20 protein-coding genes are annotated in these 19,109 nt (G+C 41.6%); 19 read left to right on the plus strand and 1 reads right to left on the minus strand.

Going from position 1 to position 19,109, the window contains the following annotated elements; genetic code table 11:
* Window positions 1–12: 12 nt before the first annotated feature.
* From MHI27_RS11990 to MHI27_RS12075, 18 genes are all read left to right on the plus strand, one after another.
* On the plus strand, window positions 13–201 hold the full coding sequence (locus tag MHI27_RS11990; RefSeq protein WP_405176352.1) for a hypothetical protein: 189 nt from the start codon (window positions 13–15) through the stop codon (window positions 199–201).
* Between the two features lie 43 nt (window positions 202–244).
* On the plus strand, window positions 245–1,027 hold the full coding sequence (locus MHI27_RS11995) for a hypothetical protein (RefSeq protein ID WP_405176353.1): 783 nt from the start codon (window positions 245–247) through the stop codon (window positions 1,025–1,027).
* Window positions 1,028–1,095: 68 nt separating this feature from the next.
* Window positions 1,096–1,428 carry a hypothetical protein gene (locus MHI27_RS12000; RefSeq protein WP_405176354.1) on the plus strand — a complete coding sequence of 111 codons (333 nt, stop codon included), beginning with the start codon at window positions 1,096–1,098 and terminating at the stop codon, window positions 1,426–1,428.
* The gene (locus MHI27_RS12005; protein ID WP_405176355.1) at window positions 1,379–1,708 is read left to right on the plus strand and encodes a hypothetical protein; all 330 of its coding nucleotides are present in this window, start codon (window positions 1,379–1,381) and stop codon (window positions 1,706–1,708) included. Before MHI27_RS12000 ends, MHI27_RS12005 begins: the two co-directional genes overlap by 50 nt.
* Before the next feature lie 111 nt (window positions 1,709–1,819).
* Complete coding sequence (locus tag MHI27_RS12010; protein WP_405176356.1) at window positions 1,820–7,027, plus strand: phage tail tape measure protein; 5,208 nt, start codon at window positions 1,820–1,822, stop codon at window positions 7,025–7,027.
* On the plus strand, window positions 7,028–7,831 hold the full coding sequence (locus MHI27_RS12015) for a phage tail domain-containing protein (RefSeq protein WP_405176357.1): 804 nt from the start codon (window positions 7,028–7,030) through the stop codon (window positions 7,829–7,831).
* A 15-nt stretch (window positions 7,832–7,846) separates the two neighbouring features.
* Window positions 7,847–8,674, plus strand: a complete 828-nt coding sequence (locus MHI27_RS12020) for a hypothetical protein (RefSeq protein ID WP_405176358.1) — start codon at window positions 7,847–7,849, stop codon at window positions 8,672–8,674.
* A gap of 15 nt (window positions 8,675–8,689) precedes the next feature.
* Window positions 8,690–9,730 carry a hypothetical protein gene (locus MHI27_RS12025; RefSeq protein ID WP_405176359.1) on the plus strand — a complete coding sequence of 347 codons (1,041 nt, stop codon included), beginning with the start codon at window positions 8,690–8,692 and terminating at the stop codon, window positions 9,728–9,730.
* Between the two features lie 12 nt (window positions 9,731–9,742).
* On the plus strand, window positions 9,743–10,438 hold the full coding sequence (locus MHI27_RS12030; RefSeq protein ID WP_405176360.1) for a hypothetical protein: 696 nt from the start codon (window positions 9,743–9,745) through the stop codon (window positions 10,436–10,438).
* Window positions 10,439–10,450: 12 nt separating this feature from the next.
* Window positions 10,451–10,984, plus strand: a complete 534-nt coding sequence (locus MHI27_RS12035) for an XkdW family protein (RefSeq protein ID WP_405176361.1) — start codon at window positions 10,451–10,453, stop codon at window positions 10,982–10,984.
* On the plus strand, window positions 10,984–11,082 hold the full coding sequence (locus MHI27_RS12040; protein WP_405176362.1) for a CD1375 family protein: 99 nt from the start codon (window positions 10,984–10,986) through the stop codon (window positions 11,080–11,082). Before MHI27_RS12035 ends, MHI27_RS12040 begins: the two co-directional genes overlap by 1 nt.
* Before the next feature lie 317 nt (window positions 11,083–11,399).
* Complete coding sequence (locus MHI27_RS12045) at window positions 11,400–11,606, plus strand: hypothetical protein (protein ID WP_405176363.1); 207 nt, start codon at window positions 11,400–11,402, stop codon at window positions 11,604–11,606.
* A complete protein-coding gene (locus MHI27_RS12050; RefSeq protein WP_405176364.1) occupies window positions 11,593–12,474 on the plus strand; it encodes an LPO_1073/Vpar_1526 family protein in 882 nt (293 codons plus the stop codon). The genes MHI27_RS12045 and MHI27_RS12050 overlap by 14 nt, the downstream gene beginning before the upstream one ends.
* 107 nt (window positions 12,475–12,581) lie before the next feature.
* Complete coding sequence (locus tag MHI27_RS12055) at window positions 12,582–14,771, plus strand: phage tail protein (protein ID WP_405176727.1); 2,190 nt, start codon at window positions 12,582–12,584, stop codon at window positions 14,769–14,771.
* A 73-nt stretch (window positions 14,772–14,844) separates the two neighbouring features.
* A complete protein-coding gene (locus tag MHI27_RS12060) occupies window positions 14,845–15,405 on the plus strand; it encodes a hypothetical protein (RefSeq protein WP_405176365.1) in 561 nt (186 codons plus the stop codon).
* A gap of 112 nt (window positions 15,406–15,517) precedes the next feature.
* On the plus strand, window positions 15,518–15,730 hold the full coding sequence (locus tag MHI27_RS12065; RefSeq protein ID WP_405176366.1) for a hypothetical protein: 213 nt from the start codon (window positions 15,518–15,520) through the stop codon (window positions 15,728–15,730).
* A gap of 17 nt (window positions 15,731–15,747) precedes the next feature.
* Window positions 15,748–16,206: a phage holin family protein gene (locus MHI27_RS12070; protein ID WP_405176367.1), complete on the plus strand. Its 459-nt coding sequence runs from the start codon at window positions 15,748–15,750 to the stop codon at window positions 16,204–16,206.
* Window positions 16,206–16,979, plus strand: coding sequence for a M15 family metallopeptidase (locus tag MHI27_RS12075; RefSeq protein ID WP_405176368.1), 774 nt, complete (start codon window positions 16,206–16,208; stop codon window positions 16,977–16,979). Before MHI27_RS12070 ends, MHI27_RS12075 begins: the two co-directional genes overlap by 1 nt.
* 361 nt (window positions 16,980–17,340) lie before the next feature.
* On the opposite strand, the gene MHI27_RS12080 is transcribed toward MHI27_RS12075, so the two are convergent.
* Complete coding sequence (locus tag MHI27_RS12080; protein ID WP_405176369.1) at window positions 17,341–18,051, minus strand: hypothetical protein; 711 nt, start codon at window positions 18,049–18,051, stop codon at window positions 17,341–17,343.
* A gap of 797 nt (window positions 18,052–18,848) precedes the next feature.
* On the opposite strand from MHI27_RS12080, the gene MHI27_RS12085 reads away from it, so the two are divergent.
* On the plus strand, window positions 18,849–19,082 hold the full coding sequence (locus MHI27_RS12085; protein ID WP_405176370.1) for a hypothetical protein: 234 nt from the start codon (window positions 18,849–18,851) through the stop codon (window positions 19,080–19,082).
* Window positions 19,083–19,109: the final 27 nt, after the last annotated feature.

Consider the following 19,109-nt stretch of genomic DNA (forward strand, 5'->3'; position numbering starts at 1 on the left):
GAGGTGAAACTGATGGCAGAGAAGCCAGAACTCAAGAAAGAACCCACGGAAGTTGAAAATCTTGTGGAGGAAAAAGTTGCATTGGCTAAAAAACTGGGTCTGATGGATCGAGGTAAAGATCCAATTGAAGGTTACGAGAAAACAACTGAATACAAGCGCATCAATGAAATTGATTTGCGTTTATGGGAACTGATCAAATAATCTGATTAGTTCCTTTTTTTATTACCCGAGGAGGGATTATTGAATGCAAGAGCCATTAGTATTTGATGGAGTCGGTAAGATCTGGATGAGAGAGTTAGACGGAACTCTCAGATACATCGATGAAAAAATTAACAGCGTCATGTTTGCACCTCAGTTTTCATGGACAAAAGTATTCGGTGGACAATCTGGATATGCGTTTCACTTGACCGCGCAGGATTTGCAAGATGTACTTACAATCGAACTTCCGCGTTATTCTGCTGTCATTGCCGAGATCTCCCAAGGGGCTGAGACAAAAACGGGAATTGTTAAGATCGATGAGAACGAAGAAGGTATCCTCAGTTCCACTGGTTACGCTATTGAAGGTATTGAATCTTTTGGTGGCACATTCGTTGCAGATAGTGATGAAGTTTATCTTAAGGCAGCTGATGGAACCCTGAAAAAACTCGAAAGAGTGGCCGCAACGCCAACAATCGAGCAGTATTCAATTACCTCCGATGGTGTTATTACATCTGCTGCGGGAAACTCAAACAAGAATATTATTGTGACCTATAAATGGTCTAAACAAGGCACATCAAGCAATTTCAAGGGAACACGGAGACCGAAACCATTCAAATTTGTACATCGCTTCGAGCTGATTAACGATAGAACTGGATTACCAGTTCAAGTACAACTGACAGTTCATAAGGCCGTTGGTGGCGGTACACTGAATGTTGGTGCTGCACGTAAAACTCCAAGCACAAGCACTCTTAATCTTGAGGTTCTCGAAGCGGACGTAACGCCTGACAACCCAGAAGGTATTGCAGCAACAATTATATTCGTAGATTAACAACGTCAAATTTAAACGAGGTCCCTCGCCAAATCGCGAGGGATTATCTATTTTGAGGAGGAATAACCGTGGAAAAGGAAATTGATGAAACGTTGAATGTCGGATCAGAAGTAAGATTGGCTGAAGGAATTGTTAAGAATGTGAAAATCGGAACCATTGGTCTCATTCGTCAAGTCAGGAAGGTAATGAAGGATGTAGGCTATAAATTTTCTACATCTATCGGCCGAGAGAAATGGGAAGCAACCGACTTGAGTAAAGAAGTGAATTGGCCGGAAATCGAAAGTACTTATCGAGAAGTGTTTAATCTCGTGCTTGATGGTGGGTTGTCAGATGAGGAATATGACCGAGTAGATGAAGAAGGGATCAAGGAGTTGGATACTCTCCTGGATCGATTTCTATAGAGAATCGTTTCCTCCTGATCCCGACTCAAATGAAGAGGGAGAAGGCGACGAATCTGGTGAGGGAGTAGTAGAACAGACACTCATTGATGCGTGGGCTTTATGTGTGACTCTTGGTGTTCCTGATAGCGAATGGGAGGGAATGACCTTTCCGAAAATTTATGCCCTCAAACGAATCAGAAAGAGAAACCAAGAGTTCCAGATTGCTCTTCATGGAGGAGAAATCGAAAAGAAGCCGAAGAAAGCTAAATATCTATCAGATATAGGAATATTTCCAAAGTAATGACCAAAAAGACCTCCGTCACCATGCGGCAGGTCTTTTTTTCTGTATATACGGGTGCTTCACAACTACAGGAAAAATTTCCTTACCACCAAAACTAGAGGTGATGATAAATTGACGGACACTAATAAAGATGTGGTAGCAGCCAAACTGAATTTGGATACATCCAAGATGCTTCCCGCATTTAAAGCTATAGACCAAGGTGTGAAGGGTAATGCCGAAACCTTCAAAGTATTGAACAGTGAAATCACAGTTACGACCAAAAACTATAACGCATTAGCTGGAGCTGCTGATAAACTCGCTCTCTCATCGGATGATCGGCGTAAAAAGATCATGGCTGAATCAGAAGCTTTAGTTAAGCAAAGAACGGCACAAACTGAGCTGATAACTGCAAAAAAGAATCAACTCGATCAAACCAATCAGATTGTTAATGCTAAGCTTGCAGCCCAAGAAGCTATTGTAAGACGAAGATACGATGCCATTGAACAGCAAGAGCGGGAACATCAGAAACGGATGGAAACCCTCCAGAACAAGGCTGTTGTCTCTTATCAGCAGGCAGCAAAGGCAACCGGAACATCAACTGATGATAGATCAAGGGAACGTGTATTGATGGAAGAGCAGGCCATCCGTCAAAAACTAGCACAATTGGCTCAGAAAGATAGTCAACAATCCAGAAAGTATGCAGCAGACTACGAAAAATTCTGGATCAATGCCCTACAAGCGAGGGAACGGAAAGAATCACAAGTGCGTGAAAGGGTTCTTCAAGAGGAGCAGAGAGTGCGCCGTTCTTTAACTCAAACACAGACACAGGTAAATGGTATAACGGGTGTGGTGGGTCAATATGCGATGGCAGGGAGTTTATATTATTACTTCACAAAAGGCGCTACAGAGGCGATCAGCCTCCTTAAAGACTTTGAATATGAATTAGTTAACGTGCAGCGGGTCATGGGAGAATCTGCGGACGTTGGATATGTGAAAGATTCCATGATTTCAAGTGCTAAGGAATATGGGTATGCACTTCGAGAAGTTGCAAGTGTTTATACGCTCATCGCTCAAAACGGTTTTGATGAGAAGCAAACCGAACAACTAGCTAGAACAGCGCTCATGGCTAAAAACGTTGAACAATCCTTCCAGAGTGCTTCTCAGGCTCAAGAGCTAATGACCGGGGCAATACTCAACTATGGGATGGCTGCTGAAGACGCAGAGCGTTTACTTGATAGACTGAATGAAGTCTCGAACAACTTCCCGACAACTTCCAAAAAGTTGCTGGAAGGGATTAACCGAGTCGGCGCCACGGCAAAGAATGCCGGAGTTGATATTGATGAATTAATTGGTTACCTGACAGTACTTAATCAAGCTGGATTTAGTGGGGCAGTAGCTGGTAATGCTATTAAGTCCTTTATTAGTTATGCCAGCAGACCAATTGCCATTGATAAGCTAGAAAAGTATGTTGGTGTGATGAAACAAGCAAATGGAGAAATGATGGACTTCCCTGAATTACTTAATCGTATCGCAGGACAATGGGACACCCTTTCAGATGCTGAACGCAATGAAGTCACACAGGCGATTGCGCGCGGAGATCAAGCATCCCGATTTATAGCACTCATGAATAATTACAGCAAAGTAGTGGATGTAGCTAAGGTATCAGAAGAATCGTTTGGATCAGCGCAAAGGGAGAACACTTTGACGATGTCTACATTGACGAAGCAATCCGAGCAGTTGCGAGCCTCTTGGGACGAATTAATTGTATCGATCGGTGAAAGTGGTTTGTTGGGTGGACTGAAATTAATTGTTCATCAGACCACAATATTATTGGATGGTTTCAATAACCTACCAGCACCTATTAAGAATACAGTGACAAGCGTTCTCTTGCTTGGCGGGGCAATAACTGTCTTAAACACTGGAGCTAAAATATTAACTGGACAAACACTTGTTTCTTTAGCTACAGGTGTTGCAGGAGCGGCTAAAGCTATGCTCGGGATGAAGGTTGCAACCGACGCGGCTAACGTATCACAAAAGGCTTTTATTGCCACGCCTATAGGTGCTGCTTTAGCAGGATTAGCAGTAGTCATTGGAGCAGCTACTACAGCATGGGCTTACTACAAGGGTACTCAAAGCCAAGTAAGTGCCGAAACAATGCAACAAAATCGTAAAACAGCTGAATTGGTCGCTAGATACGATGAACTTAAATCAATAGTGGATGATAACACAAAATCGGATAAGGAAGTTTCAGCGGCTAAATCCGAAATGATAAGTGTTATGGAACGTTTAAGTGGGGTCATGCCCGGTCTTGTTTCTCAATGGGATGAGCTTGGTAATGCTAAGGAATTGGATATAGAAAAAATTGAAGAGTGGAAAACGCGATACTCTGAGAGTATCAAGATCGTCGAGCAAGCTAACCTAAATGCAGCGACGAAGCGAAAAGCTGAATTAGAACAAGAAATTGCCTTTACTGATCTAGCTATCAAAAATGCTTCAGAGAGTGATTTGAGTTTAGTGGATAAGACACTGGGTAAAACGGTTCAAACTTTGAGAGAAATGTGGGGCAATGAAATGATTGCTCTAGGAACTGAATTATCACAGGAAGAACAAAAGATAAAGGCTAGTCAGGCATCGCTCGATGCACTAAATGGGGTAACCCAAGAAGGTGCTGAAGTAAATAGTAGATTAGCCACAGCCGCAGCTGATTCAGCTGACTCAATGGAAACATTCTCAGACTCAGCAAACTCAGCAGGAGTGGCGACTGAGGAAGTAACTGATGAGGTAAAGGCTCTTATCAAAGCGCAAGATGAATGGGCATCAACGGTCAAAGGAAATAGCCAAACGGTTTCTGAGTTGAACGGAGTTTTAAACGATCTGGCAGAAGGGCAATCACTTAACGCCTCGAATGCTACTGATCTGATTAACAAATATCCAGAACTTGCTTCAGCTATTTATAAAACAGCAGATGGTTGGGCGTTTGAGACGGATGCTGTCAACAATCTGCGCAAAATGAAAATCCAGAAAGCAATCGATGATTTGAATTCTGAAAAGTCCTCTGCTTTTAATACAAAAGTAGCAACCGATGAAAGATTAGATGCCTATAAAATTGAAGCAGATGCAATCAAGAGTTTAGCACAGTTAAAAGCTCAGCTAAATGGCAGTAAGGTTATAACTGGTAGTGATGTAATTCAAACTGGAGACGATCTCAAATACTTTAAATCACAGTTTCGAGAAGCTGGTATTGCTCAGGCCTCAGCAGAAGCGGAAATTCAGAGCATCATCGACGACTATGATGCCGCAGCGAAAGTGTACGATGATAAGATAGCTGCACTTGGTAGCATGTATCAAGACCCTAACTTTGGGGTCACTCCTGCGAAAGGGAAAAGCGGTAAATCTGGTTCGGAAAAGACTGCGGATAAAGCGGAAAAGGTTGCAGAGAAGGCAGCCAAAGAAGCGGCGTCAGCACGCAAGAAAGCTTATGACGATGATATGGATAACTTCAAGTACGTGGCTGAACAACAAGGTTGGTCCATAGAACAACAGATCGCTGGTTATGGGCGTTTGAAAAATCGGCACAAGCAATATCTTGCAGAAGATAAAGATGCTGTCAAAGAATGGTCAAGAGACGTTAAGGCGCTTAATGATAGCAGATACGATGAGGATGTCTCATTCCTCGAAAAGAAAACAGAGAAAATGAGACAGGCCAATCTCCAAGAGATTGAAATGGTTAAGACATCGCTTAACTTTTATAATAAAGAGTTATCCAAGTCTTATTTAACTACTGAGCAGAAGGCAGAAGCGCAAAAACAAGCATTTGATCTGACAGTTAAATACAATGAACTTCGTTACCAAAACTCCCAGACATGGATTGATAAAGAATCCTCGAAAATGGAAATGGCCGGAAAAAGTAAGGTTGAGATTATCAACATGGAGTTACAAGCATACGAACGTATGGCAAAAGATAAAGATCGGACAGCTGAGCAGAGTTTCGCGCTAGAAAAATTGATTTACGAGCAAAAGAAGAGCCTGATCGAGCAACAATATGCTGACTTCCAAAAGGATTTGAACCATAGGAAGGCAATGGGTCAGACCACGACCGAAAGCGAATTAAAGGATTGGTTAAAGATTCAAGCTATCTATCGTGTCGGTACTGATCAACGCATGGAAGCGGACGAACAAGTCTATGCACTACGTCAGAAGCTGATCGAAGATGAAACTAAAGCTGTTGAAGCTTTAGCAAAAAACTATAAAACGAGTATCGAATCCTCTAAAAACGCAGCCATTAAAGCAATAGAGGCAGAACGGGATGCTTATGTTGCTGCGAAGGACGCAGAGATCAAGGCTATTGATGATTTACTAAGCAAACAACAGGAATTAAATGAAGATCAGGATTACGAGAGTGCGCTGGCTGAGAAACAAGCTAGACTAGCTCTACTTGCTTCAGCTGTAGGACCGGATGGAATCGCGGAACGGAAACAGGTTCAAAAAGACATTGAGAAGCTGCAACTCGATCATGAGCGTACCTTAGCCAAGAGAAGTCTGGAAGAGCAGAAGCAAGCACTTCAAGATGAAAAGGACGCTAAGAAGGAAGCCTATGACAAGGACATCGAAGCTACTAAAACACATTACGATGAGTTGCTCCAAGCACTTGAGGACTTTTCTTCCGATACTGCAAATCGCGCGGAATTGATGAAAAACATCCAGGTGCTGAAAGAATCCGAGAAGAATGCGGAGATATTAGCTCAGTTGGATCAGTTTATCGCAGACTATCAATCAAAAATGAGCGCAATCACTGCACTTACACCTTCTGTGAGCGGTTCTAAACCTTCCTTATCAGTTGTCGGTACATCTAAAAAGGAATTGGATTTGATCGAATATAATGCTAATAAGGATGCTTATGACGCTGCATTGTCAGCTGGTAACCGAACTGAAATGGCAAGGCTTAAATCCCGAAATGATGAACTGCGGAAGCTTTACGGTGTTGGGAAAGATACTGGAGAGAAGTTACAGACATTTTCTGAAGGTGGACGGGTTCGCGGAGAGAGAGTTGGTGATCCTAAGATCATTGAGGCTCATGTAGGAGAAGCGGTACTGAATAACCGACAAGAAGATGACCTAATCAATTTTATTAACTTTAAACTACCTCAGTTGAATTTCTCGATGCCAAGTTTTTCAATGCCCTCAATACCATCTGGATCTGGAACAGGTTCGAATTTCCGTAGCGACGTAGCAGTAAATATGGGAGATATTTATATTGCGGATGATTCTACAGCAAAGGTATTTTGGACTGAAAAGGACAACTTTGTACGGAGGGTGCAATCTAGAACGGGGGCGAAATAATTGATTTTAGCAACAGCTGACGGTGTATCCTTTGCGAGTATAGGCTTGGGGCTTAAATCTCATAACATCCCGGTATTACCGCCTACAAAAGATAATACACTAGAACTCGCGGATCGAGATGGAGTCATAGATTTTGGTAGCACTTACGGAGCGCGAACATTTAACCTCGAATGCATCGTTATGGCTGAAGATTCTACAATAGACTATCACAATAGAGTCGCCCAAGTGGCGGCTCTTTTTAATATTCGAAAAGGAGATATCTTATTCACATTTAGTGATTTACCGGGTAAACGTTATGTTGCTCGTTATGCCGGAACTATGGATATACAAAAGTTGATTTTTGATGGCGAGGTATCAATCCCCATTAAGATGAACGATCCTTGGCCGGAAGCTTTGCGAGATACAGCGGTTCGTGAATATGGTCAGGGACTTGAGTATGATCAGGGTTACGTATACAGCGATTACGCGACTTGGATAAGTTTGAGTGGGCAGAACGTCTTAGTTCGTAATGAGGGTAGTATGTCAGTTTATCCTATTATTCGATTCAGTGGAGCATTTGAAAACTTACAGCTTACAGACGGGGTATCAACTCTCATTCTAAATGGAAAAAGTTCAGCATCAGATGTTTGGGAGATCAATTGTGATCCAAATAAATGCACTGTTAAGAAAAACGGAGTCAATGCGTATTCTTCTAGTAATGGAGTATTCTTCGAACTTCTTCCAGGTAATACGAGCTTTACAGTGACAGCGGTATCACCTACTTTCAATCTCGCATTTATATTCCGATACAAATATCTTTATTAAGGGAGGTGATAACATATGGCATTTACTCGAAGAGTCATAACCAAAGAACTGGATATGGCGAATCTGGAAAAGCATAACGCTAACTATACTGAAATCAAATCCACATTAGATGCTCATGAAATTGCTGTAATAAACTCAACTAATCATATTGCTAATGGGGATCTGCACACCACACTCGCTGAGAAGACTAAGCTTGCGGGGATCACTTCAGGAGCAGGGGGTGCCAATTCAGCAACAGATAATGTAATTGGCAGCCGAACAGCCACTGACAGTGTGACGCCAAGTCTTACTGGGACAATTACGGCTTTATTCTCCAGTTTGTTCACGTTGATCAAGGGCATTACTGGCAAGACCAGTGCACTTGCGGCACCAGGAATAACGCTGGAGGCGACAAAGACACATGTCGAAAACGCCAATCTCCACACTTCGACGGTGGAAAAGACAAAGCTTGCTGGTATTGCTCTAGGTGCAGAGGTTAACCAAAATGCTTTTGCTCAGGTCAATAACATCCTCGCAGATACAAAGTCAGACACATTGAATGTGACTGGTGGAACAGGGATCACTATCACTAGTAACCCAACGAATAAGACTGTGACGGTCACTGCTACGGGTACTGCCACACCAGGAGCTCATGCTTCATCTCATTTACCTGGTGGAAGCGACCCGATTGCACTAGCCACACCTTCCGCAGCTGGGTTAATGGCTGCTGCCGATAAAACGGATCTTGCTACTGTTAAAACGAAAGTGACGGCATTAGAGGATTTTTTGGGATACATGCCGATTGATGGAGGGACGTTCTCGGGAAGCCCGACGGGTCCTACTATTGACGGCGGAACAATATAAAGGGGGAAATAATCTATGGCAGTAACGACAATTAAGATTAGACGGGGTCCAGCATCCAATCTTGCTGGATTGAATTTACAAGAGGGAGAACCGGGTTTCGTAGTAGATACTGGAAAGCTCCTCATTGGTGATGGTCAGGGAAATAATGTTGTGATCAACCCGGATCAGGCTAACGCAGAGACAGCGACTAAACTTAAAACGCCGCGTACAATCGCAATTACAGGTGACGGTACAGGTACAAGCGGCGGTTTTGACGGATCAGCAAACGCTTCTATTACATTGGTTCTTGCAAATACCGGAGTCGCAGCTGGGACATTTACTAAGTTTACGGTAGATGCTAAAGGGAGGATTACCTCTGCCACGACGATCACAGCCGCAGACATTCCAAATCTCACACTATCAAAGATAACGGATGCAGGAACGGCAGCCTCTAAAAACGTAGGTGTTGCGGTAGGAAACGTAGTTGGAGTTGAGTCTGACGGTAAAATCAATCCTAATCTATTGCCAGCGCTTGCTATTACGGATACCTTCCCGGTTGCCTCGCAAGCTGCGATGCTTGCATTAACAGCTGAGGTGGGTGACATCGCTGTTCGGACGGATCTTAACAAAACGTTTATCTTGAGAGTGGCGGGTACATCTACACTTGCAAACTGGCAGGAGATCCTTACGCCTACTGCTGCTGTATCCAGTGTGGCTGGGAAGACTGGAGCTGTGACATTAACTGCATCAGATGTAGGGCTAGGCAATGTGACCAATGAGAGCAAGGTAACTATGTTCTCAAGCCCAGCACTTACTGGCACTCCTACCGGACCTACAGCTGCTGCTGGTACTAACTCGACACAACTAGCAACAACTGCATTTGTCGAAGCTGTAAGAGCTGCATTAGCTACAGCTGATGCGTTAAAAGCTCCGTTAGCTTCTCCGGTATTGACTGGAACACCAACGGCGCCAACTGCTCCTACAGCAACGAACAATACTCAGATAGCGACAACGGCTTTCGTACAGTCTCAAGGATATCTGAAGGCATCTGACACCATTGACGGTGGTACATTTTAAAGGAGGTGCACTATGGCAAATAAGATACAGTTAAGACGCGGGACTAAGGCACAGCTAACCGCATTAGGAGCGCTTGCTTTGGGCGAACCAGGGTATGCGACGGATACAGGCGAGTTATATATCGGTAATGGATCGGGGGCTAATACCAAAGTTTCCGCATCTGATACGGAAAGGGCGATTTGGAACGCTAAAGCGTCCACCGCAATAGCAACTACATCAACTGCAGGGCTCATGCCAGCGGCAGATAAAGCAAAGTTAGATGGAGTCACCGGCCCATGGGGAAATAACACGGACACAACAAGGCCCGCAGGTGACATGTCGAGGTATGCAAGCATTGGGCAGGGCGTCTCAGCTAGTGCACTCTCAAAAATTATTTTCACGTTTGCAGCAAATAATCAGAAAGGTACTAGCGATATAGCAAACTCTAGATTTGTGGTCCCGGAAACGGGATACTACTTAGTCAGTGGTCGCGCTGGAATAACGGGAGGATCTACGTATACTCAACTACTACTTTACGTCAATGGATCTATAAATGCAGTATTGGGAGAGTCTACGCAAAATGCTAGTAGTGGATTGACTCTATCAGGTGCTAGTATTTTACGACTCCAGGCAGGATGGACGCTGGAGTTTTACGTTTTCGTAAACTCTAATGCTACGATCTCCCCGAATCCAGAATCCACACAGGTTTCTCTAATACGAGTGGCATAAGGAGGAAAACCGATGAACATAGCACTAGCAATCATGTTTTTATATCCGGATGCAATCCCGATGCAGGACTTTGTCGTCCGAGACAACGGCCCGGAGCCAGTACTGCACGGAGGCGCCGAAGAAAAGGGCCGTGTCCGCTACGAGATCAAATCGCCTGAAATCGGCGAAGATCCTATGGAGGGTGTCCACTACCGTTACGGCATCGACTACAACCTGCTGACGGAGGGTAAGGATTACGACCTTGTAGAGCGTGGGCATTATGTCGCTGTCTGGAACCTAACGGAACTACAGCCATCACAGGAAGAGTTACAGGCGGCATGGGTGGCATATCTGGAAGCCGAGGCTAATAAACCACCGGAACTGTCGGAGGTTGAAGTTTTGCAACTAGCCTTAACAGATACTTATGAGCAGTTGCTTGCAGCAAAAGAGGAAGCAGTATCTGCCCAAGAGGATGCTACAAGCGCACAGATGGCACTCGCTGATCTATATGAGTTAACGTTGACGCTACAAGCTGATGTCACTTCCTTGAAAGGAGGTGCAAACTGATGCCAGCTATTTATGCCAGTCTTATTAAAAAGGGTTTGAAGACATTGGAGCAAGTGCCAGTTGTTATTCGTGACGATGTGGCCGCACTACTTGAATAGAAATTATTGGGCGCCGCAGAGGCGTTTTTATTTTGCTCGAAATGGAGGTTTTTAAATGGAAGAGACATTTCCAGTGAAACAGGTTGGAGTCAAGTATAAGTGTGACCTATGTGAAAATGGTGAAATGAAACCAACAGGTAAAATGATAATGCATGAAACACATGCAACTTTTGTTCATAAATGTGACAACTGCGAATCCGAGATTGACCTTAAAGAAAAATACCCATTAATACGGTACGAACAAATATAGACAATAAACGACTTCGCCCTTAACATGTATTATAATTACAAATATTACATGCTAGGGGCGAAGATTATTGAATTGGATTGCTGATAATAAAGATTGGATTTTTAGTGGCGTTGGAGTAATGGTGCTTGGTATTATTGGTTTCTTTGTCAAACGTTTTTTGGACAAGGAGAAAAAGCAGTCAGGTCAATCAATTGCGTCAGGAAACAATTCCAATAATGTCCAAGGCGGTAACGATGTGAACGTTACGATCGGTGACAATAATGTTAGGAGATAGAAAAGAAATAACAGCTGGAGATAACTCCACAAACATACAAGGGCAAAGCGTGACGGTATATAGCGGAATCAGTTATATGGATGCCAAAGAAATTGCTTTGCAGACGTTTAAAGATAATTTTTATAAATTGAGCGAAGTAGCTAATAACATTACAATGGAAAGAGTGGAGGATCTTGTAAATAATTTTTTGGATAAAATGAAGAACGAGAAGCCCGAATTAATCACTAGAATAATAGATCCTGACATCCAATATGCTGTAATAAATGCTCAAAGGCAATATGCAAGAAGCGGACACGTTGAAGCAATGGAAATCCTCACGACATTATTGAAAGAAAGATTTCAAGTTAGCGATGATGATTCTCTGAAAAGAATAATCATTAACGAATCTATAGAAGCTATGTCCAAATTAACTGTTGAACATATTAAATTACTAACCATTGTATTTTTGGTAAAGAGTTGCATCTTACCTTATGCAGATCTACTTTTCCATTTCCTTTCAAAAATTGCAATAGATAAGTGGGACGCTTATAAAAACGATGAAAATTATTTCGATCATTTTGTGTATGTCGGGGTAGCAACTAAAGACATTATAGTTGGTTATAGTAAACATTTTGAGGTTTTTTTAAGAAACAATTATGATGGTGTTCCCCAAATCGATGTGAATCCATATGAAGAAGATGTTGCCGCAAATACATTAACCAGACAAAAGTATATAACTGATACAAAAAGAGCAGAAGTGCTTGATAAATGGAATAATTCGATGTTAAGATCCTATTCTTTATCAGGTGTTGGTAAATCTTTAGCTATCACTTATATCAATTCAGTAATGGGAGAAAATATCGATTTTAGTATGTGGATAAAAAACTGAAGATTACATAAAAACGCATCCTATCAATAGGGCGTTTTTATTTTGCCCTCGGATATGGGGGCTTTTTTACGTGAGGAAAAATTTCCTTAGGAGAAAGAAGGTTGAGAATGGTTTTTTTGCAGTCATATGATAAAAATATGATTCCTACTGGGGCATTAGTGAATTCATTCGATGTAACTAGAAAGCGACGTATTAACTCCGATTACGAAATCCAATTTTTAGTTCCAATGACATCCGAGGACTATCAAGAAAAGTTAATGATCAAGGGTCATATTAAGGATGAACGCGGTCAATTCTACGTTATTAATAGCAGGTCCAGAGTAAGAGAAGATCGCAAATTAACTGCTTCTATCATGTGTACACATGTGATGTTTAAACTAACAGACTTCAAGTTTCCATATTCCTTATACATTGATGAGGCTTACGGTGTTCCAATTTCTCGACTGACCAACCTTATTACTGAGGTAACCGGTGGGAGATTCACCTTTTCAATTGATGATACTTTTGATCTTCATGACGTAAAAGATTTTGGTCAAGGGAATTGTCTTCAGGCACTAAATAAGATCGTGGAGATGTATGGATGCGAAATTGAGCCGGATAACTTTGTAATCCACTTGAAGAAAAGAATCGGGACGGACAACGGACTTCAGTACCGTATCAAGAAGAATATCATTTCAGACCAATTTAAGGATGACGCAAGTTCACTTGTAACGCGCCTTTTTTGCCAAATGAAAGATGGTAGAACGTGGATAGGTGAACCAGCATCAATCTTAACAAATGAAGAAAGAGCACTACTAGGGGCTATACCCGGTGCAATTGTTAATGGTGTGTTACAAGTGAATTATCTAATTTCTCCTTATGCCTCCACGTGGGCAAGCAATTCAGTTCCATACTTTGATGGTGAAATTATCGAGCAAGATATAGAAGATATCTCGGATCTATTGGAGGTATCACGAAAGACCTTAAGAGAAAAGGAAATCCCTACATTTGAAGTCACTGCTGATGGTGCGGATTTATTCAAGATCGATAAAGAAGAACCTAAACCCAATCTTGGAGACACCGCCTATTGCTATGATCCTGATATGGAAATGAAAAATCTAAAGGCAAGAATAACTGAGCTCACAGAATATCCTTTTACTAAAGAGAAACACGCTCAGGCTACTATAGCAAATGTGATGTTAAGAGACTATGACGATATCATAGCTGACCTTGATAAAAGCAAGAAGCTAGTAGATAACTTATATTCTAACGGACGTATCCGAACAGAACTTTTTGAAGCTGTAGCTAAGCAAGTCATTACAGATATTAATAACTCAAAAACAGAGTTAATATATCCACCTGATGGCGGAATATTGGCGCAAGAGAAGACAAACCATCTTGAACAAGTCAGACTTACTTCCAAAGGGTTAGGTATCTCAACTGATGGATGGAATTCGGTACGATCAGCAGTGACAGCACGTGGAGTTTTAGCTGAGACTGTTATTGGTCAATTTGGTAGCTTTGTCTCTATGCTTATCGGCACTGGGAATGCAGTCACCCAAATTAATACTAATGGCATAGCAGCAGGACACGCAAACTTCAATGAAGCACCCTTCCGAGTAGATATGGCTGGTAACTTGGTAGCTAATAAACTGACGGCAAACTACGCCTCCATAGCGAATTCTAACTTTTCTGGTGGGGCTATTGTAGGATCATCCATAAATGTAGGAAACGGAGTATTTACAGTTGACACTTCAGGGCGTATGAGAGCAACAAGTGGTCAATTTACTGGAGCCATTACAGCAAGTAGCATAGATGGCGGGGTTATTACGGGATCTTTATTGAGAACGTCTGCCAGTGGCGCGCGTGTCGAGGTGGATACATCCGGATGGCGGACTTATGATTCTGCTGGCAAACAAAGAATTGGGATTCTATCTGCATCACAATATGGGATGAGTGCTCTAACCTTTGACAGATCAGATGGAGGTGGCAGTGGGACTATTAACGGTGGAGATAATGGATTTGACATTGTATCGTATGTAGATATGTTAATATCAGCAATGACAAGGAGCATTTACTTTCAAGGACAACTTAACTTTAGCTCTGCTTACAGCATTGTAGGCTTACAGATGACGCATATTAACGGGCTACTCGCGGAATTATCTGGAAAAGCTAGAGCTGGATATGCCACAAGTTCTATAAGTGCAGGAGCACATAATCATGGATTGCCTAATGGAACACAGTTTAAGGACGTAAACGGCAATACGTATACTTGGTCTGCTTACACTGGATTTACGCATGATCACACTCAGCAATAAACTCCTTGAAATTTTTCCAGACTTTGGACGATAATATAAGTAGGGAAAATTTAGAGGACTGGGGTGTGATAAAATGAAAAAAATGGTGTCTGGAATACTTGTTGGACTTATGTTGTTTGTTGGAACGTCTGCTTTTGCAGAATCTATTAGTAAATTAATTGGGGCAAAGGTGCAAGGAATATACGAACTCGAGAAGAACGGTAAAGCACTTGGAGAAGCAGTTATTATTAACGGTAAGGCGTATGCTCCGGTTCGAGCCGTTTCAGAAGCAGCAGGAGTAGGGCTTACAATAGAGGGGAAAAAGATAAAAATGACAGATATAACCGTAAATGAAACAGGCGATTATGTACTCGGACCCGATGCTCTAAAGCTTGCAAACGAAAAGTCGAAATTAAGTGCATCAGTTGGAAACAAAAAGAGTTTATTAACTGCTGCATTTTCAACATTGAAAATGTATGAAGATTCGCTTGCTGCTGATGCAGCGAGAGAAACGCCTATTCCTGGCTATGCAGATGGTTTAAAGGCGAACATCATTAAAACACAGGCGGAAATCACAAAACTTCAGCAAGAAATTGCTACCTCTGAAACCGATATGGAAAATTTACAGTCACAGATTGATGCAATGAAGCCGTAACCCCTATTTTTCGTAGTAATACAGCATTCTAAATCTATTACTATATAAATATAAGAAAGCCTCTCCAAAATGTTGGAGGGGCTTTTACTTTTGTCTGAAAGGAGGAACAGAGGTGGTAATCATTAAAAAAATTGAATTATCAATTGATCTTACAAGACCAGCTGATGAACTAACTGAAGCAATTATTACGACAATGGAGTTTTTCCCTGGAAGACAACTTGAGATATTGCAGCAAGTTGATCATAGAGTCGGTGAAATGTTCGCTGCGTTGAAACAAAAAGAAGAATCAGAATTAGAAGTAGTAGGAAGTTCAGAAAAACAATAGAGAGGGGGCGAATTATAATGACTAAATCACAAATCGCTGCATCAACAGTAGGTGCAGTGCTTATTCCGACATTCGATTTTTTATATGGGGAGGCGGATGCTGTCGTAACCATCATGGTCGCGCTTTTATTTTTTATTATCATGGACTGGTTATCCGGGATTAGAGCCGCCAAAAAGGATAACACATACGCCAGTAAATATGGAATTGATGGAGTCTTTCGGACGTTCTTCATGTTGCTACTACCAGCGGGAGGACATCTGCTTGATATGGTGTTCGGGTTGCCAGGAGCGATATTTGGTGCATTGTCCATCGGGACCTTGTACCACGTTTTGCAGAGCATGACAGCAAACTCAATTCGGGCAGGATGGGGGGATTCACTTCCATTGCCAATCTTAGAAGTAGTGCTCAAGTGGGTGGGGAGCGAGTTGGATAAAAAAGTTAAACGCGCTGCCAGTAGAAAGGGGGATGATGAGTAATGTCTCTGACATTGGATCAAGTAAAGAGTAAATCATCTAAGAGACTGATAGGTTTGCATCCTGTTGTATTAGCTGCTGCTACAGCCTTGATCGAGCACTGTTTCGCTCGGGGAGTACCTATTCTGATAACTCAGGGGTTAAGGACTATCGCGGAGCAAGACGTTCTCTACGCACAAGGGCGTACGAAGCCAGGATCTATCGTGACTAACGCTAAAGGCGGATATAGCTATCACAATTTTGGGTTGGCTGTAGATTTTGCACTTTTGTTGCCGAATGGGTCCAGTGTCTCTTGGGATATGAACCGAGACTACAACGGAAACAACATCAAAGACTGGATTGAAGTGGTGGAAGAGGCCAAGAAGCTCGGATTTGAGTGGGGAGGCGACTGGAAAACATTTAAGGATTATCCTCATTTCCAAATGGCATTTGGCTTAACACTCACTCAGCTGCGAGCTGGTAGCAAGCCAACTGAAACAGCAATGGCAAAAGCAACAGCTATTATAAATCGACTAAAAGAGGAGGTAAAGGAAGACATGAGTAGAATTGAGGAGCTAGAAGCAATCGTAGTGAAGCAGGATGAGCGCCTAGAAGCCGTAGAAAAGCGATTAAACATCTCAGGGAAAGAAACATATGCGAGCAATTATACTGAGGCTATTACGGCAGCTAAAGCGGCAGGAGCGATAACCACATCAGCAGACAAGTCGAAGATAGAGCTTAATATTATTCAGATGTTTTTTAATCTTGGTCTGTTTCAGGAAAGGGAGGATAAATAATCAATGGACAATCAAAACCTAACTAATTTATTGGCGTTAACCTCGGTGATCATCGTTTTTGTGTTGGCAGAATACAGTTCTTGAAGACTACAATTTTAACGTGGCTAAAAACATGTTGCCTTTGATTGAGTAGTTATTGTTCTGTTTATTGGTGCAACTACTTCACCATTCACTGAATTAGATTTAAATCTATTGCTGTGGGTTGGAGGGTTAGCTGATAGTATTGAAGTGGCTACCCCCATTTTTGAATGTTACACGAAAAATTAAGGACTTAATAATTCTCACTATTAGGCGATAAAAAAAGAGCAAGCTCTTTTTTTAACAAAGAGCTTGCTCGAGTGTAAATGATAAGTTTAACTAATTACTCACCAAAATTAATGTTATAAGCTGCGTCTCTTATTGGTAATCTGCTATATCCATCTGTACCTAGATTGAAAGAAAATTTGGAAATAGCAACTCCAAAGGCTGAAGTTTCTTTTGTAGTGAGTACTACAGTACCTGTTGTTGTAACTTGATTAGTAGGGAAAGTGTTAGTTTTACCTGTAGGTTGCGATTGAGCATTTGGAGCTTCTAAGTAGAAGTTGCCTCCACCACCCATTGGGGACCAATATGTACTAGAAACAGAATTGATCTGTCCAAAAGATCCGGATTGATAGCAGTTATAAACTGTGTATAAATCAGCTCCAGCAAAGTGCTTACCATTGACCTCACGATCTGTATAAGTTCTATAAACAGTTCTAGTTGTATAAGTACCAGTTGCCATGATAGCCATTTTACCAGGATTGTCTTGAGTTTGAATTTTTTCGCCATAGGTTGATACAATTCGACCTGAAGTCTTTTCCGCAACTTTAACAGTTACTTCATTGGGTTCTTCTGATTTAATAAAGTCATAGAGTGCTGGATCGTAAGGTGTTGTGATTGTTGTCATATCATCAAGCTGTAATGGGAACTCTTGTTGAATTGAAATAGTAGCTTCATCAGCGGGGGAAATTTCAGCTGAGGCAACAACGGCAGAAGATAGTAGTAAAGCAGTGGCTAGAGAGGCAGTAAAGAACTTTTTAGCTTCAAACATATTCATTTTCCTCCAAATAAATGTATTTTTGGTACAAGAAAATATTACCATCAAAAGAATTCATTGTAAGTTATAAATGTTATGGGAAATTATTGAATAATAATACATAATGAGTTACTATTTATTATTATCTTGGAGGAGGTCGAAGCATTGAATTCAAATGATTTAACTCAACCTGTGAACAACGTTGGTAGTCAAGTAAGTAACGTAAATTCGACAATTGGATATACCGGTAACGAAATCTCGAAAAGTATAGATAACTTGAATGCTACGTTAGTTATATCTAATATACTGTTATCTGCGCTAGTTCTGATTCTAATAATCAACACCTTAATAAATCGAAAAAAGAACTCAAATAAATCGTGAAACAAAATTAAAAAATAAATTATTTATTTCCGAAAAGCCTTTCCCCATTAACACTACTGATCGCGCCAGTGGTTTACCCCTTTAATGTTTTATCGCTAACTATGGTTATAGTCTGGCATTCTAGTTAGCTGTCTTGAACTGGCATTTAATAAAACTTCGGAAGGTTCTACGAAGGAATAACTTAAAAGCCAACTTAGGCTAGGGCTTTTTGTCGTTTACAGATTACTTCTGCGTCGAGTAATACAAAAGCAACGGAAGCGCCGTACCCTGCCAGTAATGGTGGGGTATTTCTTTGCGTTCAGGCAAATTTTCCTTATCAGTGATATAAAGTACATATACATAAAGTTCCAAATGAATTATATTAAAACTATGTGAAAGCATCATAAGCTGTCTGCGATGGTATGGTATTTTTTTGCATAGGAGTGAAAGAAGTGAGCGTTACGTATAAGGTATTGGAGACAGATTCCGAGTTTCTGACAGCAGCTCTGGCTCAATCCAAGGTATCAGTATGGTACCGTGAAGACCCAGACCCAAGTGGTCACTTGATGGATTACGGCGGAATTATAGAGGGATATACGCCAAACTCTATTAAGCTCGCTGGAGCACATTTTGTTCGTGAGCGATTTGAATTCAGAGCAGAGATAAGAACACCCCGTCAACCTTAATTGGTCAGCGGGGTGTTTTTGATTATA

The sequence above is a fragment of the Paenibacillus sp. FSL H8-0261 genome, assembly GCF_045040645.1.
Taxonomy (GTDB): domain Bacteria; phylum Bacillota; class Bacilli; order Paenibacillales; family Paenibacillaceae; genus Paenibacillus_AQ.

What these genes read in the sequence shown, in the direction of transcription:
- MHI27_RS12055 (WP_405176727.1), top strand. Translation starts at nt 12,582, where the DNA reads ATGGTTTTTTTGCAGTCATATGATAAAAATATGATTCCTACTGGGGCA.
- MHI27_RS12080 (WP_405176369.1), bottom strand. Translation starts at nt 18,051, where the DNA reads ATGTTTGAAGCTAAAAAGTTCTTTACTGCCTCTCTAGCCACTGCTTTA.
- MHI27_RS12070 (WP_405176367.1), top strand. Translation starts at nt 15,748, where the DNA reads ATGACTAAATCACAAATCGCTGCATCAACAGTAGGTGCAGTGCTTATT.
- MHI27_RS12040 (WP_405176362.1), top strand. Translation starts at nt 10,984, where the DNA reads ATGCCAGCTATTTATGCCAGTCTTATTAAAAAGGGTTTGAAGACATTG.
- MHI27_RS12035 (WP_405176361.1), top strand. Translation starts at nt 10,451, where the DNA reads ATGAACATAGCACTAGCAATCATGTTTTTATATCCGGATGCAATCCCG.
- MHI27_RS12060 (WP_405176365.1), top strand. Translation starts at nt 14,845, where the DNA reads ATGAAAAAAATGGTGTCTGGAATACTTGTTGGACTTATGTTGTTTGTT.
- MHI27_RS12005 (WP_405176355.1), top strand. Translation starts at nt 1,379, where the DNA reads ATGAAGAAGGGATCAAGGAGTTGGATACTCTCCTGGATCGATTTCTAT.
- MHI27_RS12030 (WP_405176360.1), top strand. Translation starts at nt 9,743, where the DNA reads ATGGCAAATAAGATACAGTTAAGACGCGGGACTAAGGCACAGCTAACC.
- MHI27_RS11995 (WP_405176353.1), top strand. Translation starts at nt 245, where the DNA reads ATGCAAGAGCCATTAGTATTTGATGGAGTCGGTAAGATCTGGATGAGA.
- MHI27_RS12020 (WP_405176358.1), top strand. Translation starts at nt 7,847, where the DNA reads ATGGCATTTACTCGAAGAGTCATAACCAAAGAACTGGATATGGCGAAT.
- MHI27_RS11990 (WP_405176352.1), top strand. Translation starts at nt 13, where the DNA reads ATGGCAGAGAAGCCAGAACTCAAGAAAGAACCCACGGAAGTTGAAAAT.
- MHI27_RS12025 (WP_405176359.1), top strand. Translation starts at nt 8,690, where the DNA reads ATGGCAGTAACGACAATTAAGATTAGACGGGGTCCAGCATCCAATCTT.
- MHI27_RS12050 (WP_405176364.1), top strand. Translation starts at nt 11,593, where the DNA reads ATGTTAGGAGATAGAAAAGAAATAACAGCTGGAGATAACTCCACAAAC.
- MHI27_RS12075 (WP_405176368.1), top strand. Translation starts at nt 16,206, where the DNA reads ATGTCTCTGACATTGGATCAAGTAAAGAGTAAATCATCTAAGAGACTG.